Raw genomic sequence first — 23,899 nt, 5'->3', positions numbered from 1 at the left:
ATGGATACACGCAAACAACAACTGCTGCGCCGTCACCGGCGCGGCAAGCGCCTGTTCATGGTCGCGGCGCTGCTGGTGCTGGTGGCGCTGGACTGGTTTGCCGGCTGGAACAGCCTGCCGGTGTTTCTGGTGCTGGCCTGGATCGCCCACGAGGCCTGGTTCGCCGACCACCTCTTCTATTCGCCGCGCGAGGACTATCGCTACGCCTTCCCCGACCCGGCGCCGCAGTTGGCCGGCCGCCTGGAAAAGGGGTGGCTGCAGCTGGACGTCGACCAGCTGCCGGCCGAGGCCGACACCCTGATCCTCGCGGTGCAGGTGCGCAGCACCTGGCTGGGGCGCTGGCTGGATCCCCATGTGCTGATTCGCGACGGCCAGCCCTGCGATCGTCAGGACTTCGAGCGCGGCGTGCGAGGCTGCCGCTACCTCAACCTGTCCGGTCTGCTGCCGGCTCTCCGGGAGGGGCGCGTGCAGTTGCGCGGACGCTTCTGCCGACTGGGCGCGGAGGTCAGCCTGTATGCCTTCAGCAATCCGGACTATGCCGCGCGTCGCCTGATGATCATCGCCCCCCCATGCCGACGATGCCGAGCTCGCCGCCTTCGGCCTCTACAGCCGCAGTGCGGAGGTCAGCATCGTCACCCTCACCCAGGGCGAGGTCGAGGCCCAGCATTATCGCCGCATGGGGCTCGACAAGGCGGCTGCCGCTCGCCTCAAGGGCCGTCTGCGCAGCTGGAGCAGCCTCAGCGTGCCGCTCTGGGGCGGCGTGCCGGCGAGCCGCTGCGTGCAGCTGGGGTATTACTGCCTGCAACTGACGGCCATGCGCGCCGAGCCGCACCGGGCCTTCCCGTCGCTGGAGTCCGGCGAGTCGGACATCCGCAGCGTGCGCCGGTTCAACCCCCTGGCGCTGCCGGGCGATGTCGACGGCATGCCCAGCTGGCACAACCTGGTGGGCGACCTCGCGGCGTTGCTCAAGCGCTTTCGCCCCGAGGTGGTGGTGCTGCCCCACCCGGAACTGGATCCCCATCCCGACCATATCCAGGCCAGCCGGGCGCTGGACGAAGCCGTCGCGCTCGCCGGCTGGTGCCCCGAGGTGCGCCTGCTGTACGCCAATCACCTCTATGACAACGATCGCTGGCCCATGGGCCCGGTCGGCGCCGGCGTGGCGCTGCCGCCGCGTCAGCAACCCCTGCCGGCGGACGGCCTGTGGAGCCCGCTGCTGGATGCGGGGGCACGGCTGGACAAGACCCAGGCCCTGGCCATGCAGCACGACCTGCAGACCCCCCTGCCGCTGAAGAAGCGCCTGCGCCGGCTCATCCAGTGGCTGCTGGTCGGGCGGCGCTGGCCGGAGGTGGGGCAGGACGATTTCTTCCGCAAGGCGGTGCGTCGTCACGAGCTGTTCTGGGTGCGTCGCGCCGGCGTGCGGGAGTCGCGGGCCGACTGAGCGGCTATGTTATGATCCGCGGCGTTTTCGACGCTCCGGAGCCACCATGAAGCTGACCCTGCCCCGTTACGATCAAGCCCCCGTCCTGGTGGTGGGCGACGTCATGCTCGACCGCTACTGGCATGGCGGCACCTCGCGCATCTCGCCGGAGGCGCCGGTGCCGGTGGTGCGCGTGGAGCAGATCGAGGATCGCCCGGGCGGCGCGGCCAACGTCGCGCTGAACATCGCCGCGCTCGGCGCGCCGGCGCTGCTGGTCGGCGTCACCGGCGAGGACGAGGCGGCGGACAGCCTGGCCGACAGCCTGGCCGCCGCCGGCGTCGAGGCGCACTTCCAGCGCCGCGACGAGCAGCCGACCATCGTCAAGCTGCGGGTCATGAGCCGCCACCAGCAGCTGCTGCGCATGGACTTCGAAGAACCCTTCGCCACCGACACCCAGGCCCTGGCGCGCCAGGTCGAGGCACTGCTCGCCGGGGTCAAGGTGCTGGTGCTGTCCGATTACGGCAAGGGCGCGCTGCAGAACCACCAGGTGCTGATCCAGGCCGCGCGCGCCAGGGGCATCCCGGTGTTGGCCGACCCCAAGGGCAAGGACTTCTCCATCTACCGCGGCGCCAGCCTGATCACCCCCAATCTGCACGAGTTCGAGACCATAGTCGGCGGCTGCAAGGACGAGGCCGAGCTGGTCAGCAAGGGCGCCAAGCTGATGCGTGAGCTGGAACTCGGCGCCCTGCTGGTGACCCGCGGCGAGCACGGCATGACCCTGCTGCGCCCGGACCACGCGCCGCTGCACCTGCCGGCGCGGGCGCGCGAGGTGTTCGACGTCACCGGCGCCGGCGACACGGTGATTTCCACCCTGGCCGCCTCCATCGCCGCCGGCGAGGAGCTGCCGCAGGCCGTGGCCCTGGCCAACCTGGCCGCCGGCATCGTGGTCGGCAAGCTCGGCACCGCGGCCATCAGCGCCCCCGAGCTGCGCCGCGCGGTGCAGCGCGAGGAGGGCTCCGAGCGCGGCGTACTGAGCCTCGACCAGTTGCTGGTGGCGATCGAGGACGCCCGCGCCCACGGCGAGAAGATCGTCTTCACCAACGGCTGCTTCGACATCCTGCATGCCGGCCACGTGACCTACCTGGAGCAGGCGCGCGCTCAGGGCGACCGCCTGATCGTGGCGATCAACGACGACGCCTCGGTCAGCCGCCTCAAGGGCCCGGGCCGGCCGATCAACGCGGTGGACCGGCGCATGGCGGTGCTCGCCGGCCTCGGTGCGGTGGACTGGGTGGTGAGCTTCGCCGAGGACACCCCCGAGCGCCTGCTCAAGCAGGTGCAGCCGGACGTGCTGGTCAAGGGCGGTGACTACGGCATCGACCAGGTGGTCGGCGCCGATATCGTCCAGGCCTACGGCGGCGAGGTGCGCGTGCTCGGTCTGGTGGAGAACAGCTCGACCACCGCCATAGTCGAGAAGATCCGCAACAAATAGGCTGACAGGCCTAAGGCCTGTCCACCAATCCACCGCTGGCGGTGGGCAAGGCGGGCGCCATGCTCACCCTACGTTCCTCTGTGTGACGGCTTGACCCGATTGCCGACGGCTCGTGGCTTGAGGGTCATAGGCGCTCGCCAGCCGGCGGCGCATCATCGATGGCATCCCCCATGTGGAGCGAGATGCCATGACCGTCGATGTGCAGGGCCAGGCCCTGAGCGTACTGAGCAAGCTGGCCCAGGCCGACTGGCCGGATCGCCTCAAGCTGCGCAAACCCTTCGAAAGACTCGTCTACAGCGGCAGCCGCGCCAGCTTCCGTCTGGCCGCCGGCAAGAAGCGCACGCCGCGTCCGGCGGCGGCCGACGAGCTGTTCGACCTGTCGCTGTCCGACGAGCAGCAGATGCTGGTGGAGATGCTCCAGGGCTTCGCCCTGGACGTGCTGCGCCCGCTGGCGCACGAGGCCGACGCCCAGGCGCGGGTGCCGGCAGCGCTGCACAGCCAGGCCCATGAGCTGGGCCTGGCCCACTATGGCGTCGGCGAGGCGCAGGGCGGCCTGGCCGGGGCGCGCACCGTGCTGAGCAACGCGCTGATCGGCGAAAGCCTGGCCAGGGGCGACTTCTCCCTGGCCGCCGCGCTGCTGCTGCCGCTGTCGGCGGCCAACTGCATCCGCCGCTGGGGCTCGCCGGCGCAACAGGCGGCCTGGCTGCCGGCCTTCGTCAGCGAGGCGGGGGCGCAACCCTTCGCCCTCGCAGTGGGCGAGCCGGGCGTGCTGAGCGACCCGCGGGGGCCCGCCACGCGCGCGCGCAAACGCGGCAAAGCCTATCTGCTCGACGGCGAGAAGGTCCTGGTGCTGGGCGGGCTGGAGGCCAGCCGGCTGATCGTCAGCGCCCAGGCCGGCGACGGCCCGGCGCTGTTTATCGTCGATGCCGCGAGCAAGGGCATCGGCCGCCGCGCCGAGCCGGCCATGGGCCTCAAGGCCTGTGGCCTGGCGCGTATTCAACTCAAAGGCGTCAAGGTGCCGAGCGAGTGCCGGCTGGCTGGCGCTGGCTTCGATTTTCAGGCCTTTCTCGATCATTCCGCGCTGGCCTTCTGCGCCCTTGCCGTCGGCACGGCGCAGGCGGCGCTGGACTATGTGACCAGCTACTGCAACGAACGCCAGGCCTTCGGCGAGCCGATCAGCCATCGCCAGGGCGTGGCCTTTATGGTCGCCGACATCGCCATCGAACTGGACGCCATGCGCCTGCTGCTGTGGCGTGCCTGCGCCCGCGCCGAGGCCGGCCTGCCGTTCCGGCGCGAGGCCTACCTGGCGCGGCTGCTCTGTGCGGAGAAGGCGATGAAGATCGGCAGCGACGCGGTGCAACTGCTCGGCGGCCATGGTTTCACCCAGGAGCACCCGGTCGAGCGCTGGTATCGCGATCTGCGCAGCGTGGCCGTTCTGGCCGGCGGCCTTCATCTCTAGCAGGCAGGCAACCATGAATCTGGAAACCCCGAAGAAATTCCGTGGCCTGCAGCAGCAGGCGCAGCAGGTGGCCAAGCACTATTTCCGGCCGATCTCACGCAAGTACGACCAGGCCGAGCACGCCTATCCCAAGGAGCTGGACCTGCTCGCCGCGCTGCTCGACGGCATGAACGAGGGCTCGCCCGACGCCGTCGGCGCCGGTTCGGCGAGCAAGCGCGGCGCCGCCCGCGAACAGCAGGAGGGCGTCAAGAACGGCGGCAACCTGGCTGCGCTGCTCGGCGTGATGGAGCTGTGCTGGGGCGACGTCGGCCTGCTCCTGGCCATGCCGCGCCAGGGCCTGGGCAACGCGGCCATCGCCGCGGTGGCCAACGACGAGCAGCTGGCGCGCTTCGGTAGGACCTGGGCGGCCATGGCCATCACCGAACCGGGCTGCGGCTCGGACTCGGCGGCGATCCGCACCACGGCGGTGAAGGACGGCGAGCACTACGTGCTCAACGGCGAGAAGATCTTCGTCACCTCCGGCGAGCGCGCCGACGCCGTGGTGGTCTGGGCCAGCCTCGACCGCAGCCTGGGGCGCGCGGCGATCAAGTCCTTCGTGGTCGAGAAGGGCACGCCGGGCATGAGCGTGACGCGCCTGGAGAAGAAACTCGGGATCAAGGCCTCGGACACCGCCTCGATCAGCTTCAGCGACTGCCGGGTGCCGGCGGCCAACCTGCTGGGCAACGCCGAGATCGACGTGCAGAAGGGCTTCGCCGGGGTCATGGAAACCTTCGACAATACCCGTCCGCTGGTCGCCGGCATGGCAGTCGGGGTGGCTCGGGCGGCGCTGGAGCGCACCCGCGAGCTGCTGGTCAAGGCCGGCTGCCGCTTCGACTATGCCAAGCCCTTGCTGGCCGTGAGCCATGCCGAGGCCACGCTGTATCGGCTGGAGGCCGAGTGGGAAGCGGCGCGCCTGCTCACGCTCAAGGCCGCCTGGATGGCCGACAACAAGCTGCCCAACTCCAAGGAGGCCTCCATCGCCAAGGCCAAGGCCGGGCGGGTGGCCAGCGAGGTGACGCTCAAATGCGTCGAGCTGGCCGGCGCCCTGGGTTACGGCGAGGACGAACTGCTGGAGAAGTGGGCGCGCGACTCGAAGATTCTCGACATCTTCGAAGGCACCCAGCAGATCCAGCTGCTGATCGTCGCCCGGCGCCTGCTGGGCAAGAGTTCCAGCGAACTCAAATAGGGCATCACTGGGTAGCGCCGCAGGTTGGCGCCGAGCGCAGCGACGCCCAACGGTCCGCGACATGGCCCGCTGGGTTTCGCTGCTACGCGCCTCACCCAACCTGCTGGCTGGCAGTGCGGCGGCAGGTCACAAAAAAGCCCGCATCTGCGGGCTTTTTGCTTAGAAACGGAAGACTTCGGTATCGATCTTGATGGGTTCGGCCACCGGAATCTTCGGCCCGGGTTCCTGCGGTTTGGCCTTGGCCACCGGGGCCTTCTTGCGCGGTGGCTCGGCGGGGGCCTCCTCGGCCACGGCAATCGGCTGGATGGCCACCGCCAGCTCGGCGGCCAGGCGTTGCAGCAGCAGGCTCTGCGCCTTGACCTGCTCGGCCACGGCGCCGTTGTGGCCCTCCTCCAGGCGCACCAGGCGGCTGTCGCGCAGCTGGCCGCGGCGATCCAGCAGGCGCCACTGCGCTTCCAGCACCGCCGGCACCAGCGGGCCGGAGTCGAGGCGGGTGATGGTCAGCATCACCTGGGCGTCGGCGCTGAAGCCGGGGGCGGCCGGCGCCAGGGCCAGGCGCTGGCTGTCCAGGCGCCAGGCCAGTTGGCGCAGCAACTGCTGGTCGATGTCGTTGGCCAGGCCGCTGGCCCAGCGGGCATCGCGGGCGGCCACCAGGCTGCCGTCGGCCTGACGCTGCAGCAGGTGTTCCTGGCGCAGGTAGTCGGCGATGCTGACCGGGCCGACCAGCACCGCCATGCCGCTGTCCTTGGCCGGGGCGACGGCACTGCCGCTGTCGAGTTGGTAGAGTGGCACCGGCTTCTGCTGCAGCAGGCTGCAACCGCTCAGGCTGAGCAGGGTGGTCAGAAGCAGGGCCAGGGGGCGTACTACAGTCATCATTCGTTCCCGGCAGCCGCTGCGGGCGGCTGCGCATCAATCCCATGTCATGCCGGCGGGTCGTCATCCTGACGCCCCGGGTCGCGTATCATCCGTCAAACCGCGCCGCGACTCCAGCCTTGCCCGCCTGTCGGTAGGGGCGGCGCTTATTCCACCAGCAACTGGTCGACGCGCTGGAAGCCGCGCGGCAGCTTGTTGCCGCGGCGGCCGCGCTCGCCCTTGTAGTGCTCCAGATCGTCGGCCTTGAGGGTCAGGGTACGCTTGCCGGCCTGCAGCACCAGCGAGCTGCCGGTGGGCAGCACGGCCAGATCGGTGAGGTATTCCTCGCGGCTGGCCACCCGTTCACCGGGGATGCCGATGATCTTGTTGCCCTTGCCTTTGCCCAGTTGCGGCAGGTCGGCGACCTTGAACAGCAGCAGGCGGCCTTCGGTGGTCACCGCCGCCAGCCAGTCGTTCTCGACGCTGGCTACCGGCTTGGGCGCCACCACCCGGGCGCCGTTGGGCAGGCTGAGCAGGGCCTTGCCGGCCTTGTTCTTGGCCTGCAGGTCCTCGCCCTTGACCACGAAGCCGTAGCCGGCGTCCGAGGCGATCACGTACAGGGCGCTGTCCTCCGGCAGCAGCACGCAGTCGAAGGTCGCCCCCGGCGGCGGGGTCAGACGACCGGTCAGTGGCTCGCCCTGGCCGCGCGCGGACGGCAGGCTGTGGGCGGCCAGCGAATAGCTGCGTCCGGTGGAGTCGATAAAGACCGCGTACTGGTTGGATCGGCCCGGCGCGGCGGCCTTGAAGCCGTCGCCGGCCTTGTAGGACAGGCCGGTGGCGTCGATATCGTGGCCCTTGGCGCAGCGCACCCAGCCCTTTTCCGAGAGCACCACTGTGACCGGTTCGGTCGGCATCAGCTCGGTTTCCGACAGGGCGCGGGCCTCGGCGCGGGCGACGATCGGCGAGCGACGGTCGTCGCCGTACTTCTCGGCGTCCTCGAGAATTTCCTTGCGCACCAGCTTCTTCAGCTTGGCTTCGCTGCCGAGCAGGGCCAGCAGCTTCTCGCGTTCCTTGGCCAGCTCGTCCTGCTCGCCGCGGATCTTCATCTCTTCCAGGCGGGCCAGCTGGCGCAGGCGGGTGTCGAGGATGTAGTCGGCCTGCACCTCGGTCAGGCCGAAGGCCTCCATCAGTACCGGTTTCGGCTGGTCTTCGGTGCGGATGATGCGAATCACTTCGTCGAGGTTGAGGAAGGCGATCAGCAGGCCTTCCAACAGGTGCAGGCGCTTTTCCACCTTGTCCAGGCGGAACTGCAGGCGGCGGCGTACGGTGCCGACGCGGTACACCAGCCACTCGCTCAGCAGGGTGCGCAGGTCCTTGACCTGCGGCTTGCCGTCGAGGCCGATGACGTTGGTGTTGACCCGGTAGCTCGATTCCAGCTCGGTGGTGGCGAACAGATGGGTCATCAGCTCGTCGGCATCGACGCGGTTGGAGCGCGGGATGATGACGATCCGGGTCGGGTGCTCGTGGTCGGATTCGTCGCGCAGGTCGGCGACCATCGGCAGCTTCTTGGCCTGCATCTGCGCGGCGATCTGCTCCAGCACCTTGGCCCCGGAGACCTGATGCGGCAGGGCGGTGACCACGATGTCGCCGTCCTCGACGCGGTAGACGGCGCGCATGCGCACCGAGCCGCGACCCGTTTCGTAGATCTTCAGCAGATCGGCCTTGGGCGTGATGACCTCGGCCTCGGTGGGGAAATCCGGGCCCTGGATATGCTCGCAGAGCTGCTCGACCGTGGCACCCGGTTCGTCCAGCAGACGCACGCAGGCGGCGGCGACTTCGCGCAGGTTGTGCGGCGGCACATCGGTGGCCATGCCGACCGCAATACCCGTCGTGCCGTTAAGCAGCAGGTTGGGCAGGCGTGCCGGCAGGGTCGCCGGCTCGTTCATTGTGCCGTCGAAGTTCGGCACCCAGTCGACGGTGCCCTGGCCCAGCTCGCTCAGCAGCACCTCGGAATAGCGCGACAGGCGCGCCTCGGTGTAGCGCATGGCGGCGAAGGACTTGGGATCGTCCGGCGCGCCCCAGTTGCCCTGGCCGTCGACCAGGGTGTAGCGGTAGCTGAACGGCTGCGCCATCAGCACCATGGCCTCGTAGCAGGCGCTGTCGCCGTGCGGGTGGAACTTGCCGAGCACGTCGCCGACGGTGCGCGCCGACTTCTTGTGCTTGGAGTCCGCGTCCAGGCCCAGCTCGCTCATGGCGTAGACGATGCGCCGCTGCACGGGCTTGAGGCCGTCGCCGATATGCGGCAGGGCGCGGTCCATGATCACGTACATGGAGTAGTTGAGATAGGCCTGCTCGGTGAAGTCGGCCAGCGACCGACGTTCCACGCCTTCCAGGCTCAAATCGAGGGATTCGCTCATGCGGGCCTCATTGCAAGGTTGATTGGCGCAGCACCAGGGTGCCGCCCTTTTGACTGAATTCGAGTTGTTGCAGCGCGCTCATGCCCAGCAGCACCTCGTCGCCGTCCATGCCCGGGGCGATCAGCGCGGCGACGTCGCGCAGTTCGATATCGCCCAGGCGCAGGCTGGCCAGGCGCGTGCGATGCCCGGTGGCACGGCCGTTGGCGGTGCTGATGACGATCGGCGCGCCGCGCGCCAGGCCGAGGCGCTCGGCCACGGCGCTGGGCACCGCCACCTGGGTGGCGCCGGTGTCGAGCAGGAAGGTCACGTCCTGGCCGTCGATCTGCCCGTTGACCAGGTAATGGCCCTGGCGGCTGCTGGCCAGGCGCACCTCGACGAACCCCTCGCCCTGCACCGATTGCGGCACCTGGTTGGGGTTGCGCTGCTTGTCTTCCCAGTTGCCGAAGAAATGCGTGGCCAGCAGCAGGCCGGCGCCCCAGGCGAGCACCCACATCACCCGTCCGGCGCGGCGGCCGGGCGTCTGCTCGCTCACGGACGACGGCTCCAGCCGCCCTTGGGCGCATTGAAGCGCCAGACCAGGGGGCGTTGCTCGCCGTCGGCGCGGGTCTGGCTGCCGTTGTCGACGCCGATCCAGGCGCCGTCCTGGTCGATCCACAGCGCTTCGGCCATGCCGTATTTCGGCGGGTAGCGACGCGCCTCGGCGAGCGCCTCGCCGGCGAACGACCAGCACAGCTCGGCCTCGCCGTTGCTCAGGGTGCGGCGGCAGATGCGATGAGCCTGGCGTTCGAGGGTGAACAGCTTCTCGCCGAAGTAGGCCAGGCCGGCGAAGTCGCGCGGTGCGGCGCGGCCGCCGAGCGCTGCGGGCGAGGGCTCTTCGCCGCTCTCGCTGATCAGCACGCAGCCGCCGGTGCAGCGCCAGGTGCTGTTCTGCCGGTGCAGCACGGTGAGGCCGCGGCGGCGCTGTTCGGCGGCCAGCCACAGGCGCTCGCCGCTGGGGTCGACGGCGATGCCCTCGAAGCCCTGGTTGAAGTGCAGCAGCATGCCGCTGGCACGCGCCTGGCGCACCAGGCCGCTGGGCAAGTTGAGCCACTGCGCGCTGCCGCTGGGCGCCACCTGCAGCACCGCGGCGCGCGTCTCGCTGACCAGGTAGCGGTTGCCCTGGGCATCGCAGGACAGCCCTTCGAAATCCAGCTTGCCGCCGCGTACCAGGCTGGCGGCCCAGTTGCGCATGCGCAGGCCCCAGGGCAGGGCGCTGTCGGGCGGCTCGGGGGCGACGAAGGGTTCGCCCTCGGCGCGCAGCAGGCCGTCTTCCCGGTGCAGCTGGTAGAGGGTCGCGTCGTCGCGGTCGGACACCGCCCACAGCGCCTCGCCGCACTGGGCCAGGCCGGACAGGTTGCCGGCGGTCATCTCGCTCACCGGGTATTCGGCCTGCAGCTGCAGTTCTTCCAGCGCCGCGGGCTCGGCGTGGGCGCCGCCGGCCAGCAGGCCGAGTGCCAGCAACAGCCTGCGCATCAGGCCAGTACCTCGGCCAGGTTGCCCTTGGTTTCCAGCCAGCTCTTGCGGTCGCCGGCGCGTTTCTTCGCCAGCAGCATGTCCATCACCTCGCGGGTGCCCTCGAAATCGTCCAGGGTCAGCTGCACCAGGCGGCGGGTGTTGGGGTCCATGGTGGTTTCGCGCAGCTGCGGCGGGTTCATCTCGCCGAGGCCCTTGAAACGGGTCACCTGCGGCTTGCCGCGGCGCTTCTCGGCCACCAGGCGGTCGAGGATGCCGTCGCGCTCGGCGTCGTCGAGGGCGTAGAAGATCTCCTTGCCCAGGTCGATGCGGTACAGCGGCGGCATGGCCACGTAGACGTGGCCGGCGTCGACCAGGGCGCGGAAGTGGCGGACGAACAGGGCGCAGAGCAGGGTGGCGATGTGCAGGCCGTCGGAGTCGGCGTCGGCGAGGATGCAGATCTTGCCGTAGCGCAGCCCGGAGAGATCGCTGGAGCCGGGGTCGATGCCGATGGCCACGGCGATGTCGTGCACCTCCTGCGAGGCCAGCACCTCGCTGCCGTCGACTTCCCAGGTGTTCAGGATCTTGCCGCGCAGCGGCATGATGGCCTGGAACTCCTTGTCGCGCGCCTGCTTGGCGCTGCCGCCGGCGGAATCGCCCTCGACCAGGAACAGCTCGCAGCGCAGCGGGTTCTGCCCAGCGCAGTCGGCCAGTTTGCCGGGTAGCGCCGGGCCCTGGGTGATCTTCTTGCGCTCGACCTTCTTGCCCGCCTTGAGGCGACGGCCGGCGTTGCTGATGGCCAGCTCGGCCAGGGCCAGGCCGGTTTCCGGGTGGGCGTTGAGCCACAGGCTGAAGGCGTCTTTGACCACGCCGGAGACGAAGGCGGCGGCCTCGCGCGAGGACAGGCGCTCCTTGGTCTGCCCGGAGAACTGGGCGTCCTGCATCTTCATCGAGAGGACGAAGGCGATGCGTTCCCAGACGTCTTCCGGCGCCAGTTTCACCCCGCGCGGCAGCAGGTTGCGGAACTCGCAGAACTCGCGCATGGCGTCCAGCAGGCCCTGGCGCAGGCCGTTGACGTGGGTGCCGCCCTGGGCGGTGGGGATCAGGTTGACGTAGCTTTCCTGCACCGCGTCGCCACCCTCGGGCAGCCACAGCAGGGCCCAGTCCACCGCCTCCTTGTTGCCGGCCAGGCTGCCGACGAAGGGCTCGGCGGGCAGGCGCTCGAACTCGCTGACGGCGTCGACCAGGTAGGAGCGCAGGCCGTCTTCATACAGCCACTCGACCTTCTCGCCTGAGGCCTTGTCTTCGAAGCTGACGTTTAGGCCCGGGCAGAGTACGGCCTTGGCCTTGAGCACGTGCTTGAGGCGGCTGACCGAGAACTTGAAGGAGTCGAAATACTTGGCGTCGGGCCAGAAGTGCACGCTGGTGCCGGTGTTGCGTTTGCCCACCGTGCCGACCACTTCCAGCTCGCTGGCCTTGAAGCCGTCGGCGAAGCTCATCTGGTACTCGTTGCCGTCGCGCTTGACGGTCACCACCACGCGGGTCGACAGGGCGTTGACCACACTGATGCCGACGCCGTGCAGGCCGCCGGAGAACTGGTAGTTCTTGTTGGAAAACTTGCCGCCGGCATGCAGCTTGGTGAGGATCAGTTCGACGCCTGGCACGCCTTCTTCCGGGTGGATGTCCACCGGCATGCCGCGGCCGTCGTCGAGCACTTCCAGCGAGTTGTCCTCGTGGAGGATCACCTGGATCGACTTGGCATGCCCGGCCAGCGCCTCGTCGACGCTGTTGTCGATGACTTCCTGGGCCAGGTGGTTGGGCCGCGTGGTGTCGGTGTACATGCCCGGGCGCTTGCGCACCGGGTCGAGGCCGGAAAGGACTTCGATGGCGTCGGCGTTATAGGCGTTCTGCTGGGCCATGGGCTCTCTTGTTCGTCAAATGAGTGCGGAAAAGTCGGTATCGCGCCAGAGTGTGGCGTCGATCCCGGCGAAAGCGAAGAGCATCGGCAGGTCGGCGGCGAAGCCCTGGAAACCGTGGTCGCCGCCGGCCTGGATGCGCAGGGCGCAGGCCCGGTAGTAGCGTTCGGCGTCGCGGTAGTCGAGGGTCTCGTCGCCGGTTTGCAGCCATACCCGGTAGCGCACCGGGTCGCTGGGGGGCGCCACCTCCAGCTCGGCCAGGGCCTCGATGTGATCTTCGGTCAGTTCCCAGGTCTCGTCGCTGTAGTAATTCTGCTGCGGGCCGAGGTAGCCGTCGAAACGCAGGTGCGGGCGTACCGCGGGATTGATCAGCAGCGCCTTGAGGCCATGGCGCTCGGCCAGATAGGTGGCGTAGTAGCCGCCCAGCGAGCTGCCCACCAGCACGGGTTGGCCGAGTTCCGCCACCAGGGCTTCGAGCTGCACCATGGCCTGGCGCGGATGATGGTGCAGCGCCGGCACCCGCAACCGGGCGTCGAGGCCCAGGCTGCGCATGGCGCGGCTCAGCTGGCTGGCCTTGTGCGAGGCCGGCGAGCTGTTGAGGCCGTGGATATAGAGGATGGATGCGGTCATGGGGCGGGAGGCTACTAGTCCGAGGCCGCAAGCTGCAAGCCTCAAGCTGATTGGGGGTGTTTCAGTAGCCCTTGACGCTGTAATCCACCTCGAAATGAATACCGGTGACGCGCGATACGCCGGTGTCCAGGCGGCCGTCGGCATGCAGGCGCAGCCAGCGGTAGCCGGGCGCCTCGCTGCCGACCTGGAATTCCTCGCTGCCGGGGGCGAACTGCACGCAGGTGGAGGGCGAGGCGAGCAGGCGCAGGCCGCCGCGCTGCTGGTCGAATTCCTGGTGGATATGACCCCAGAGCAGGGCCTTTGCCTGCCGGTGGCGGGCCAGCACGGCGAACAGGGCGTCCGGGTTGCGCAGGCCGATGGGTTCCATCCATTTGCAGCCGATGGACACCGGGTGGTGGTGCAGGCAGATCAGGTGGTGACGCTGCGGCGCCTCGCTCAGCGCCCGCTCCAGCAGCTCGAGCTGGCTGTCCGCGAGAAAGCCGGGCACCGCGCCGGGGATCGAGGAATCGAGCATGACGATGCGCCAGGCACCGAGGTCGATCACCGGCTCCAGCAGCGCGCTGCCGTTGCAGGCGGCCTGCATCGGCGGCACTTCGTCGTGGTTGCCGGCCAGCCAGCGCGCCGGCGCGCCGATGGCGGCGGTGAGCTGGCGGAAACGCTGGTAGGAGGCCTGACTGCCGTCCTGCGACAGGTCGCCGGTGGCTAGGATCAGGTCGATCTGCGCCTGCTCCTGCTGCACCCGTTCGATCACCCGCTGCAGGCTGTCGCAGGTGTCCATGCCCAGCAGCTTGCCATCCGCTTCGGCGAACAGGTGGCTGTCGGACAGCTGCACCAGCAGGACCGAGGAATCAGCGGAAGGTGTGGGCAGGCTCGGCAAGACCGTCTCCTAGGGCACAATCGGGTGAATTATGGTGGTTGCCGCGCTAAAGGGAAAACCCGCGAAGCGGACGCAGATCACAGAAAAAACGCCAGGAGCGGTTTTTGACGTCGCCTGCGACGGCCCGCAGGCTGGCTGCCAGGGATGGCAGGCCACAAAAGCCGCGCCGCACTATCGGCCGGGCGGTGCGAAGCTTGACGGTTCAGATGACCGGCTGGGGTTCGTGGCCACAGGCCAGGCAATGGCTGAGCCATTCGCCGAGAAACAGGTTGAGCTGGCTCTTCTCGTCCGGCTGGTGCATGGCGGCATTGGGATAAGGGTAGCGGCTGTGCAGGCGGCGGGCATTCTCGGCACCGACCACTTCGGCCATGCGCGCGTCATGATAGACCCGCACCTCCAGCTGCGGCACCGGCAGCCAGGGCAGGCTGTGCTCCTGGCGGGCGCGCAGGGTGGTGGTGTAGGGGCAGGCTTCGACCACTTCCAGGCTGAGCACGCCGAGCAGGCGGTCGCCCTGGCTCAGGGCCACGCGCCGCGCCTGGGGCTTGCTGCGCATGTCCGGCAGCAGGCGCATCAGGCGAGCGTAGTTGGCCTCGCAGGCGGCCTGCAGTTCGACCAGGTCGACCCGGTAGCGCTCGCGCACCAGGTTCACGACCACATCCCCCGCACTTCGTCGCGATTGAGCGCCAGCCATTGCAGGGCGATGATGCTGGCGGCGTTGTCGATGCGGCCGTCCTTCACCGCCTGCAGGGCATCGGCCAGCGGCCAGACGTGCACGCGGATGTCCTCGCCTTCCTCGGCCAGGCCATGCACGCCGCCGGCGCCCTCGCTGCTGCAGCGCCCGACGAACAGGTGCACGCGCTCGTCGGAGCCGCCGGGCGAGGGGTAGTACTGGGTGATCGGCCACAGCGCAGTCAGCTGCAGGTTGGCTTCCTCGACCGCCTCGCGGCGGGCGACCTCCTCGGGTTCTTCGTCCTTGTCGATCAGGCCGGCCACCAGCTCCAGCAGCCAGGGGTTGGCGCTCTTGTCCATGGCGCCGACGCGGAACTGCTCGATCAGCACCACTTCGTCGCGTTGCGCGTCGTAGGGCAGCACGCACACGGCGTCGTGGCGCACGAACAGCTCGCGACTGAGCTGCGGGCCCATGCCGCCGGCGAACTGGCGATGGCGCAGGCGCACCCGGTCGAGCTGGTAGAAGCCGCGGAAGCAGGCCTCGCGCTCGATGATGTCGATGTCGTCTTTGCCCATAGGCATCCCCCAACTGGCAGTAACGGGCCAGTTGGCCCGTTACCGATCACACTAGCGAGCTTAGCGCTGCCAGATCAAGCTTCCGTGACCAGAGGGCTACACCTTCTGGTAGAGCTGGCTGCCCTGGGCCTTGAACTCCTCGGCCTTGGCCTGCATGCCCTGTTCGGCGTCCAGGTCGAGGGTGTCGATGCGCTGCTCCTTAGCATAGTCGCGCACTTCCTGAGTGATCTTCATCGAGCAGAACTTTGGCCCGCACATGGAGCAGAAATGCGCCACCTTGGCCGAATCCTTGGGCAGCGTCTCGTCGTGGAAGGCGCGCGCGGTGTCCGGATCCAGGCCCAGGTTGAACTGGTCTTCCCAGCGGAACTCGAAGCGCGCCTTGGACAGGGCGTTGTCGCGGATCTGCGCGCCCGGGTGGCCCTTGGCCAGGTCGGCGGCGTGGGCGGCGATCTTGTAGGTGATGATGCCGGTCTTGACGTCATCCTTGTTCGGCAGGCCCAGGTGTTCCTTGGGCGTGACGTAGCAGAGCATGGCGCAGCCGAACCAGCCGATCATCGCCGCGCCGATGCCGCTGGTGATGTGGTCGTAGCCGGGGGCGATGTCGGTGGTCAGCGGGCCGAGGGTGTAGAAGGGCGCCTCGTCGCAGCATTCCAGCTGCTTGTCCATGTTCTCCTTGATCAGCTGCATCGGCACGTGGCCGGGGCCCTCGATCATGCACTGCACGTCGTGCTTCCAGGCGATCTTGGTCAGCTCGCCGAGGGTCTCCAGCTCGCCGAACTGCGCGGCGTCGTTGGCGTCGGCGATCGAGCCGGGACGCAGGCCGTCGCCCAGCGAGAAGGACACGTCGTAGGCCTTCATGATTTCGCAGATGTCGTCGAAGTGGGTGTAGAGGAAGTTTTCCTTGTGGTGCGCCAGGCACCACTTGGCCATGATCGAGCCGCCGCGGGAAACGATACCGGTCACGCGTTTCGCCGTGAGCGGCACATAGCGCAGCAACACGCCGGCGTGGATGGTGAAGTAGTCCACGCCCTGCTCGGCCTGCTCGATCAGGGTGTCGCGGAACAGCTCCCAGGTCAGGTCCTCGGCGACGCCGCCGACCTTCTCCAGCGCCTGGTAGATGGGCACGGTGCCGATCGGGACGGGGCTGTTGCGGATGATCCACTCGCGGGTCTCGTGGATATGCTTGCCGGTGGACAGGTCCATCACAGTGTCCGAACCCCAGCGGATGCCCCAGGTCAGCTTGGCCACTTCTTCCTCGATGGAGGAGCCCAGGGCGCTGTTGCCGATATTGCCGTTGATCTTCACCAGGAAGTTGCGGCCGATGATCATCGGCTCCAGCTCCACGTGGTTGATGTTGGCCGGGATGATGGCGCGGCCGCGGGCCACTTCGCTGCGCACGAACTCGGGGGTGATTTCCTTCGGAATCGAGGCGCCGAAGCTATGGCCGGCGTGCTGCTCGTTGAGCAGCCCCGCCTCGCGGGCCTCGGCCAGCTTCATGTTTTCGCGGATGGCGACGTATTCCATCTCCGGGGTGATGATGCCCTGCTTGGCGTAGTGCATCTGGCTGACGTTCTTGCCGGCCTTGGCCCGGCGCGGGTTGCGCACGTGGGCGAAGCGCATGGCGGCCAGCTCGGCGTCGCCCAGGCGGCGCTGGCCGAACTCGGAGGACAGTCCCGGCAGCTTTTCGGTGTCGCCGCGATCCTCGATCCAGGCGCTGCGCACGTCGGCCAGGCCCTTGCGCACGTCGATGGTCACGTTCGGATCGGTATAGGGGCCGGAGGTGTCGTAGACGGTGACCGGCGCGTTGATCTCGCCACCGAAGTCGGTGGGCGTCACGTCCAGGCTGATCTCGCGCATCGGTACGCGGATATCCGGGCGCGAACCCTCTACATAGACTTTCTGCGAACGGGGGAAGGGCTGTACGGACTGCTGGTCGACCTGAGCCGATTCACTCAGATTCTTTTGTTGTTGTGCACTCATCAAGGCTCTCTCCGGGGATGGTTGTCGGAGCAGAACCTGAGAGAGGAGGGGCGAAGGCGCACCATGGGGCGGTGCCGAGAGGGACTCGCCGGTACGCTGGCGAGGACATCTTGTTCCCTACGCAGGCCTTAACCTGATCAGGTTCAACGGGATCCGGCAGCTGCCAATCTCAGCCCCGCATATGGGGCACCCCGACAAGAACCCAGGCAGTCTAATCAAGCTTGAGCGATAAAACCAACCCGAGGGTCAGAAAAGGTCGACCCGTGCGTCGGAAAACGACCGTTAGTGCCACCTGCCGGGCATTGTTCCCGGCGAGCAACATAGCTTGCCGCCAGCTAGACTGATGCCGTCCAAGGTGCGCTTGACCCTCGCCCGCGGCGCCCCGTAGCCTTGCCCATCACCGCCCATTCAAGGATCGACCTTCATGTTGCGCAGACTTTCCCTGGCCGTCGCCATTGCCGCCGTCGCCGCGGGCCTGGCCCAGGCCGAAGAGGCCCCGCTGTCGAGCAAGACCGACCTGGTGACCGTGTACCAGGAAGCGGCGAAGAACAATGCCGATATCGCCGCCGCGCGCGCCGATTACCAGGCGCGCCGGGAAGTGGTGCCGCAGGCCCGCGCCGGGCTGCTACCCAACCTGTCGGCGGGCGCCACCTACGGCGACACCCGCACCGAGATCGACTCGCCGAGCAACAGCGCCTCGCGCAGCGGCACCACCTACCAGGCCAACCTCAGCCAGCCGCTGTTCCGCGCCGACCGCTGGTTCCAGCTGCAGGCCGCCGAGGCCACCAGCGAGCAGGCCGCGCTGGAGCTGTCGGCCACCGAGCAGAACCTGATCCTGCAGAGCGCCGAGACCTACTTCGCCGTGCTCCGCGCGCAGGACACCCTGGCCTCGACCAAGGCCGAGGAAGCGGCGTTCAAGCGCCAGCTGGACCAGGCCAACGAGCGCTTCGACGTCGGCCTGTCGGACAAGACCGACGTGCTCGAGGCGCAGGCCGGCTTCGACACCGCCCGTGCCAACCGCATCCTCGCCGAACGCGCGGTGGAGGACGCCTTCGAGGCCCTGGTGACCCTGACCAACCGCGACTACGCGGCGGTCGAAGGCATCGTGCATACCCTGCCGGTGCTGGCGCCGACGCCGAACGACGCCAAGTCCTGGGTCGACACCGCCGCCGCGCAGAACCTCAACCTGCAGGCCAGCTACTATGCGGTGGACGCCGCCGAGGAAACCCTGCGCCAGCGCAAGTCCGGCCATGCGCCGACCCTGGATGCGGTGGCCAGCTACCAGAAGGGCGATAACGACAGCCTGGGCTTCAGCAACAGCGGCACCTTCGGCAGCCCGACCTACAGCGGCGACGTCTCCCAGCGCTCCATCGGCCTGCAGCTGAACATCCCGCTGTACAGCGGCGGCCTGACCAGTTCGCAGGTGCGTGAGGCTTACCAGCGCCTGGGCCAGACCGAGCAGCTGCGCGAGAGCCTGCGTCGCCAGGTGGTGCAGAACACCCGCAACCTGTTCCGTGCGGTGAATACCGACGTGGAAACCGTGCAGGCGCGCAAACAGTCGATCATCTCCAACCAGAGCGCGCTGGAGGCCACCGAGATCGGCTACCAGGTAGGCACCCGCAACATCGTCGACGTGCTCGACGCCCAGCGTCAGCTGTACAGCTCGGTGCGCAACTACAACGACGCGCGCTACGACTACATCCTCAACAACCTGCGCCTGAAGCAGGCCGCCGGCACCCTCAGCCCGGCCGACCTGGAAGCGCTGGGCAGCTTCCTCAAGCCGGACTACAACCCGGACCAGGACTTCCTGCCGCCGGATCTGGCCTCGGCCGCCGAGGCGCGCCTGCAGGGCGATCCGGATTTCTGAACCGCCGGCGTCAAGAAAAAGCCCGACACGAAGTCGGGCTTTTTCTTGACGCGGGTCGGCAGGGGCTAGGGGCGACGCCCTTCCAGCAGCCTTTGCAGCCCCGCCAGCAAGCGTTGCAGCGCGCCCTGGTTGGCCTTGAGCACGTTCAGGCCGGCCTGGCGCATGCGCTCGCTGCGAGCCGGCTCGCGCCATAGTGCGGCGACCTCGGCGGCCAGGTCGTCAGCGCCTTGCACCTCGCCCAGTGCGCCGGCTTCGCGCAACTGCGCGGCGATCTCGAGGAAGTTGAACAGGTGCGGGCCGCTCAGCACCGGTTTGCCCAGGGCCGCCGGCTCCAGCAGGTTGTGCCCGCCGTTGGCCACCAGGCTGCCGCCGACGAACGCCACGTCGGCCAGGGCGTAGAGAAACAGCAGCTCGCCCATGCTGTCGCCGAGCAGCACCTGGTCGCCGGCCTGCACGGCCTCGCCGGTGGAGCGGCGGCGCGTCGTCAGGCCCTGGTGCAGGCACAGCTGATGGACCGAGTTGAAGCGCTCGGGGTGGCGCGGCACCAGAATCAGCAGGGCATCCGGCCTGGAGACCAGGAGCTGCCGATGGGCGGCAAGGACGATCTCGTCCTCGCCGGCATGGGTGCTGGCGGCGATCCACAGCGGGCGCTGCTCGGCCTGCCAGGCGCGGCGCAGTTCGGCGGCGCGTTGCACCAGGCCGGCATCGATCTGCAGGTCGAACTTGATCGAGCCGGTCACCTCGACGCAGTCGCGGCGCGCGCCGAGGGCGAGAAAGCGCTCGGCCTCGGCCTGGGTCTGCACGGCGATCAGCGACAGCTCGGCGAGCATCGGCGCGGTGAGTCGCCTGAAGCGCCCGTAGCCGCGTGCCGAGCGTTCCGACAGCCGCGCGTTGGCCAGCGCCACCGGGATGCCGCGCCTGGCGCACTGGTGGATATGGTTGGGCCACAGCTCGGTTTCCATTACCACGGCCAGGCGCGGCTGCACTCGACGCAGAAAACGCGCGGCGGCCCAGGGCAGGTCGTAGGGCAGGTAGCAATGCTGCACGCCATCGCCGAACAGCGCCTGGATACGTTCGGAGCCGGTCGGGGTCATGCAGGTCACGGTGATCGGCAGGTCGGGATAACGCGCCTGCAGCGCGCGGATCAGCGGTGCGGCGGCGATGCTCTCGCCCACCGACACCGCGTGCACCCAGACGCCGCCCGGTTTCAGCGCTGGCAGGGCGAAGGCAAAACGCTCCTTGATCCGTCGCGCGTAAGCCGGCGCCTTGCGCGCGCGCAGGGCCAGGCGCAGGGCGATCAGGGGCAGGGCCAGGTGCAGCAGCAGGGTATAGAGGTGTCTGTTCATGGGCGCGCAGCTTAGCGGTCGAGGCCCGCTCCTGGAAGTGGACTTAGAGCCCGTTCAAAGTCTCGCGAGCTAGAGCAATGCAAGGCAAAAACAGGCGAGGAAGCGGAGTGTGCTTTTGTACATGAGCATTCCGAGCCTGTTTTTAACGCAGCAGTGCCGACGCGCAGCAGAGTTTGGAGGGGCTCTCAGGCCTGCGGGCGCAGTAGCTCGCGCGCCAGGCAGTCGGCCAGCCAGTTGGCCGCCGGGCCGAGCGCGCCGTCGCGGCGGCATACCAGCTCCACCACCAGCGGCAGCGGCGCCCAGTCGCTGCGCAGTTCCTGCAGGTGGCCCTGATAGGTCGGGTACTGCGCCACGTGGCGCGGCAGCCAGGCCCAGCCCAGGCCGCGAATCACCAGCTCGGCCATCACGTAGAAGCTGTCGGCGCGCCACACCAGCGGGCTGATCTGCTCGCCGCCGGGGTAGTGACTGTCCTGCGGCGTCATCAGCAACTGGCGGTGTTCGGCCAGATCGCGGCGCTCCACGCTGGCGCGTCCGGCTAGCGGATGCTGCGGGCTGCATACCGTGACCATCTCGATGGTGCCCAGGCGCTGGCTTTCCAGCTCCCTGGGCATCTGTTCGTGATGAAACAGCAGGCCCAGGTCGGCCTGGCGCTGCAGCAGTTTGCGCGCCACATCGCCCTGGGCACCGCTGGACAGCTGTACCTCGAGCCGGGGAAAGGCCTCGGCCAGCGCCCCCAGGCTGGCCAGTACCGGCTGGTAGGGCATGGCTTCGTCCTGCGCCAGACGCAGGCGCGCCTCCTCGCCGCGCGCCAGACCGAAGGCGCGGCCGTCCAGGCGCTCGCACTGCTGCAGCACGCTGCGGGCTTCCTCCAGCAGGGCCGCACCGGCTTCGGTCAGCTGTGGCTGGCGCCCGCTGCTGCGCTCGAACAGCTGCACGCCGAGGTCGGCTTCGAGCAGGGCGATGGCGGTGCTCACCGCCGACTGCGCGCGCCCCACCTCCCGCGCCACGGCGGAGAAGGAGCGGCATTCGGCCGTGCGGACGAACAGGTGCAGCTGATCGAGGTTCCAGTTCATGGGGTCAACCTATCTGTAAGTCAGATGGGTAATGACTTTATCCCATCGCTGACGAGCTTAGAATCGCGCCATCGCTCAGGAGTCGCCGCCATGCCCGGATACCTCTACCTCGCCATCGCCATCGCCGCCGAAGTGGTCGCCACCACCTCGATGAAGGCCATCGACGGCTTCAACAAGCCGCTGCCGCTGCTGCTGGTGGTGGGCGGCTACGCCATCGCCTTCTGGATGCTGACCCTGGTGGTGCGCACCATTCCGGTGGGTATCGCCTACGCCATCTGGGCCGGCCTGGGTATCGTCCTGGTCAGCGTCGCCGCACTGTTCCTCTACCAGCAGAAGCTCGATCTGCCGGCGGTGCTGGGCATGGGCCTGATCGTCAGCGGGGTGCTGGTGATTCAGCTGTTCTCGCAGTCCACCGGCCACTGACGGCGGCCTCGGGCAGGCCGGCCCGGGCGGGTTATACTTGCGCCCCTGTTTTCCGGCGAGGCCCGTTCATGTCCCAGTCCCTCAGCACCGATGTCCTGATCGTCGGCGGCGGCATCGCCGGCCTCTGGCTCAACGCGCGCCTGCGTCGCCAGGGTTTCGCCACCCTGCTGCTGGAGAGTGGCAGCCTCGGCGGCGGGCAGAGCGTGAAGTCCCAGGGCATCATCCACGGCGGTGCCAAGTACGCCCTGCATGGCGCCCTGAGCGGCGCCTCCGAGGCCATCGCCGACATGCCGCGGCGCTGGCGCGAGGCCCTGGCCGGCGGCGGCGAGCTGGATCTCTCCGGCGTGCGCGTGCTGTCCGAGGCGCACTACCTGTGGTCGCCGGGCACCCTGGCCGGCAACCTCACCAGCTTCTTCGCCAGCAAGGCGGTGCGCGGACGGGTCGACCAGGTCAGGGGCGAGCAGTTGCCGCCGGCGCTGCAGCACCCGAAATTCAAGGGCAAGGTCTACCGCCTGGCCGAACTGGTGCTCGACGTGCCCAGCCTGATCGCCCGTCTGGCCGAGCTGGCCGGCGACGGCCTGCTGGCGGCCCGGCAGATCGAGCCGCTGCGCGAGGACGGCGAGCTGCGCGGCCTGCGGGTCGACGGCCGCGAGATTCGCGCCCAGCGCGTGGTGCTCAGCGCCGGCGCCGGCAATGCCGAGCTGCTCGCCGCGCTGGGTATCGAGCAGCCCAGACAGCAACTGCGCCCGCTGCACATGGTGCTGGCCAAGGGGCCGGCGCTGCAGCCGCTGTACGCCCACTGCCTGGGCGGCGGGCCGAAGCCGCGGGTCACCGTCACCACTCATCCGGCGGCCGACGGCCAGTGGGTCTGGTACCTCGGCGGCGACCTGGCCGAGGCCGACGGCGTGGCCCGCGACGAGGCCGCGCAGATCCGCGCCGCGCAGCAGGAAATGGCCGAGTTGCTGCCCTGGGTCGACCAGGCGCAGACCCGTTGGGCGACCCTGCGCGTCGACCGCGCCGAGCCGGCGCAGAGCGGCCTGGTGCGCCCGGACAACGCCTTCCTCGCCGAACAGCCGCACCTGCTGGTGGGCTGGCCGACCAAGCTGGCGCTGGCCCCGGACTTCGCCGACCGCGTGCTGGCCGCGCTGGATCGCGACGGCGTGCAGCCCGGCTGCCACGCCCCCTTGCCGGCGCTGCCGCGCCCGGACGTGGCGCAGCCGGTATGGGAGGCGCTGTTGCCATGAAGAGCACCCTGCACGATCTGCATCGCCCGCTGGGGTCCACCGGCCTGCTGGTTTCGCCGCTGGGCCTGGGCACGGTCAAGCTCGGCCGCGACCAGGGGGTGAAGTACCCCAACGGCTTCCGCATCCCCGACGATGCCCAGGCCGCCGCGCTGATCCGCCAGGCCCACGAGCTGGGCATCAACCTGATCGACACCGCGCCGGCCTACGGCCTCAGCGAGCAGCGCCTCGGCCCGCTGCTGCGCGGCCAGCGCGACGCCTGGGTGATCGTCAGCAAGACCGGCGAGGAGTTCGAGCACGGCCAGTCGCGCTTCGACTTCTCCCCGGCGCACACCCGCCTGTCGGTGGAGCGCAGCCTCAAGCGCCTGGAGACCGACCGCATCGACCTGCTGCTGGTGCACTCCGACGGCAACGACCTGGCGGTGCTGCGCGATAGCGGCGTGTACGAGACCCTGGCCGCGCTCAAGCGCGAGGGCAAGATCCTCGCCTACGGCCTGTCCGGCAAGACCGTCGAGGGCGGCCTGCTGGCGCTGCAGCAGGGCGACTGTGCGATGGTCACCTACAACCTCAACGAACAGGGCGAAAAGCCGGTCCTGGACTACGCTGCCAGTCACGCCAAGGGCATCCTGATCAAGAAGGCCCTGGCCAGCGGGCATGCCTGCCTGGGCGCCGGCGTCGATCCGCTGCGCGCCAGCTTCGAACTGATCTTCGATCACCCCGGCGTCAGCAGCGCCATCGTCGGCACCATCAACCCCGCGCACCTGGCGGCCAACGTGGCCACGGCGGCGGCGGTGATCCAGGACATCTGCTGAAGCCTGCGCTTACCGGCGGTGGCTTGTCGTTCGGGGTTGGCTTGGGGCAGCCTTGAGCCATTGTTGCGCTTCACCCTGACCACCCTGCGTCCGCCGGGCAGGCTGCCTGCCGCGCCGGCTGCACGCCCAGCAGGAACGA

General features: G+C 68.9%; 19 protein-coding genes, 1 pseudogene and 1 riboswitch. Of the genes and pseudogenes, 8 read left to right on the top strand and 12 right to left on the bottom strand.

All coding sequences use genetic code 11. The annotated features are described in order from the left end of the window. The 4 genes and pseudogenes from EA796_RS15100 to EA796_RS15085 all read left to right on the top strand — a co-directional run bounded on the left by EA796_RS15100 (position 1) and on the right by EA796_RS15085 (position 5,590). A pseudogene (locus EA796_RS15100) lies at positions 1-1,438 on the top strand (PIG-L deacetylase family protein). Between the two features lie 46 nt (positions 1,439-1,484). Next, positions 1,485-2,906 carry a bifunctional D-glycero-beta-D-manno-heptose-7-phosphate kinase/D-glycero-beta-D-manno-heptose 1-phosphate adenylyltransferase HldE gene (hldE, locus tag EA796_RS15095; RefSeq protein ID WP_122109189.1) on the top strand — a complete coding sequence of 474 codons (1,422 nt, stop codon included), beginning with the start codon at positions 1,485-1,487 and terminating at the stop codon, positions 2,904-2,906. Positions 2,907-3,093: 187 nt separating this feature from the next. Further along, complete coding sequence (locus EA796_RS15090; protein WP_122109188.1) at positions 3,094-4,365, top strand: acyl-CoA dehydrogenase family protein; 1,272 nt, start codon at positions 3,094-3,096, stop codon at positions 4,363-4,365. Between the two features lie 13 nt (positions 4,366-4,378). Then, positions 4,379-5,590, top strand: coding sequence for an acyl-CoA dehydrogenase family protein (locus EA796_RS15085; RefSeq protein ID WP_021443814.1), 1,212 nt, complete (start codon positions 4,379-4,381; stop codon positions 5,588-5,590). Positions 5,591-5,749: 159 nt separating this feature from the next. Here EA796_RS15085 and EA796_RS15080 read toward each other — a convergent pair whose 3' ends face one another. The 10 genes from EA796_RS15080 to thiC all read right to left on the bottom strand — a co-directional run bounded on the left by EA796_RS15080 (position 5,750) and on the right by thiC (position 16,998). Then, a complete protein-coding gene (locus EA796_RS15080) occupies positions 5,750-6,466 on the bottom strand; it encodes a membrane integrity-associated transporter subunit PqiC (protein ID WP_122109187.1) in 717 nt (238 codons plus the stop codon). 143 nt (positions 6,467-6,609) lie between these two features. Then, on the bottom strand, positions 6,610-8,859 hold the full coding sequence (gene parC / locus EA796_RS15075) for a DNA topoisomerase IV subunit A (protein ID WP_122109186.1): 2,250 nt from the start codon (positions 8,857-8,859) through the stop codon (positions 6,610-6,612). Between the two features lie 7 nt (positions 8,860-8,866). Next, complete coding sequence (locus tag EA796_RS15070; protein WP_371921475.1) at positions 8,867-9,352, bottom strand: TIGR02281 family clan AA aspartic protease; 486 nt, start codon at positions 9,350-9,352, stop codon at positions 8,867-8,869. 35 nt (positions 9,353-9,387) lie between these two features. Next, the gene (locus tag EA796_RS15065) at positions 9,388-10,371 is read right to left on the bottom strand and encodes an esterase-like activity of phytase family protein (RefSeq protein WP_122109184.1); all 984 of its coding nucleotides are present in this window, start codon (positions 10,369-10,371) and stop codon (positions 9,388-9,390) included. After that, complete coding sequence (gene parE / locus EA796_RS15060) at positions 10,371-12,269, bottom strand: DNA topoisomerase IV subunit B (protein ID WP_021441930.1); 1,899 nt, start codon at positions 12,267-12,269, stop codon at positions 10,371-10,373. The genes EA796_RS15065 and parE overlap by 1 nt, the downstream gene beginning before the upstream one ends. Positions 12,270-12,284: 15 nt before the next feature. After that, positions 12,285-12,896, bottom strand: coding sequence for a YqiA/YcfP family alpha/beta fold hydrolase (locus EA796_RS15055; RefSeq protein WP_122109183.1), 612 nt, complete (start codon positions 12,894-12,896; stop codon positions 12,285-12,287). A gap of 61 nt (positions 12,897-12,957) precedes the next feature. Next, positions 12,958-13,773, bottom strand: a complete 816-nt coding sequence (gene cpdA / locus EA796_RS15050; RefSeq protein ID WP_122109182.1) for a 3',5'-cyclic-AMP phosphodiesterase — start codon at positions 13,771-13,773, stop codon at positions 12,958-12,960. Between the two features lie 202 nt (positions 13,774-13,975). Next, complete coding sequence (locus tag EA796_RS15045; protein WP_122109181.1) at positions 13,976-14,428, bottom strand: DUF1249 domain-containing protein; 453 nt, start codon at positions 14,426-14,428, stop codon at positions 13,976-13,978. Then, the gene (locus EA796_RS15040; protein ID WP_021441926.1) at positions 14,419-15,018 is read right to left on the bottom strand and encodes an NUDIX domain-containing protein; all 600 of its coding nucleotides are present in this window, start codon (positions 15,016-15,018) and stop codon (positions 14,419-14,421) included. Before EA796_RS15040 ends, EA796_RS15045 begins: the two co-directional genes overlap by 10 nt. A gap of 96 nt (positions 15,019-15,114) precedes the next feature. After that, positions 15,115-16,998 (bottom strand): phosphomethylpyrimidine synthase ThiC, encoded by a 1,884-nt coding sequence (gene thiC, locus EA796_RS15035; protein WP_031302564.1) that lies wholly within the window; start codon positions 16,996-16,998, stop codon positions 15,115-15,117. A gap of 97 nt (positions 16,999-17,095) precedes the next feature. After that, a riboswitch (TPP riboswitch) is annotated at positions 17,096-17,202 on the bottom strand. Positions 17,203-17,422: 220 nt separating this feature from the next. Between thiC and EA796_RS15030 the strand changes: the two genes are divergently transcribed. Then, complete coding sequence (locus EA796_RS15030; protein ID WP_122109180.1) at positions 17,423-18,865, top strand: TolC family outer membrane protein; 1,443 nt, start codon at positions 17,423-17,425, stop codon at positions 18,863-18,865. Between the two features lie 65 nt (positions 18,866-18,930). Here EA796_RS15030 and waaA read toward each other — a convergent pair whose 3' ends face one another. Both waaA and EA796_RS15020 read right to left on the bottom strand, forming a co-directional pair. After that, positions 18,931-20,211, bottom strand: coding sequence for a lipid IV(A) 3-deoxy-D-manno-octulosonic acid transferase (waaA, locus tag EA796_RS15025; RefSeq protein ID WP_122109179.1), 1,281 nt, complete (start codon positions 20,209-20,211; stop codon positions 18,931-18,933). Positions 20,212-20,396: 185 nt separating this feature from the next. Continuing rightward, positions 20,397-21,284, bottom strand: a complete 888-nt coding sequence (locus EA796_RS15020; protein WP_021441922.1) for a LysR family transcriptional regulator — start codon at positions 21,282-21,284, stop codon at positions 20,397-20,399. Positions 21,285-21,374: 90 nt separating this feature from the next. On the opposite strand from EA796_RS15020, the gene EA796_RS15015 reads away from it, so the two are divergent. The 3 genes from EA796_RS15015 to EA796_RS15005 all read left to right on the top strand — a co-directional run bounded on the left by EA796_RS15015 (position 21,375) and on the right by EA796_RS15005 (position 23,760). Next, on the top strand, positions 21,375-21,707 hold the full coding sequence (locus EA796_RS15015; protein ID WP_021441921.1) for a multidrug efflux SMR transporter: 333 nt from the start codon (positions 21,375-21,377) through the stop codon (positions 21,705-21,707). A gap of 68 nt (positions 21,708-21,775) precedes the next feature. Next, a complete protein-coding gene (locus tag EA796_RS15010; protein WP_122109178.1) occupies positions 21,776-22,951 on the top strand; it encodes an FAD-binding oxidoreductase in 1,176 nt (391 codons plus the stop codon). After that, positions 22,948-23,760, top strand: a complete 813-nt coding sequence (locus EA796_RS15005) for an aldo/keto reductase (protein ID WP_122109177.1) — start codon at positions 22,948-22,950, stop codon at positions 23,758-23,760. Before EA796_RS15010 ends, EA796_RS15005 begins: the two co-directional genes overlap by 4 nt. Positions 23,761-23,899 lie beyond the last annotated feature (139 nt).

Source organism: Pseudomonas sp. AOB-7, assembly GCF_003696305.1.
In the GTDB taxonomy this organism is placed as follows: Bacteria; Pseudomonadota; Gammaproteobacteria; order Pseudomonadales; family Pseudomonadaceae; genus Aquipseudomonas.
Note: the sequence above shows the minus strand (reverse complement) of the source record. Positions and strands in the feature narration are given on the sequence as shown.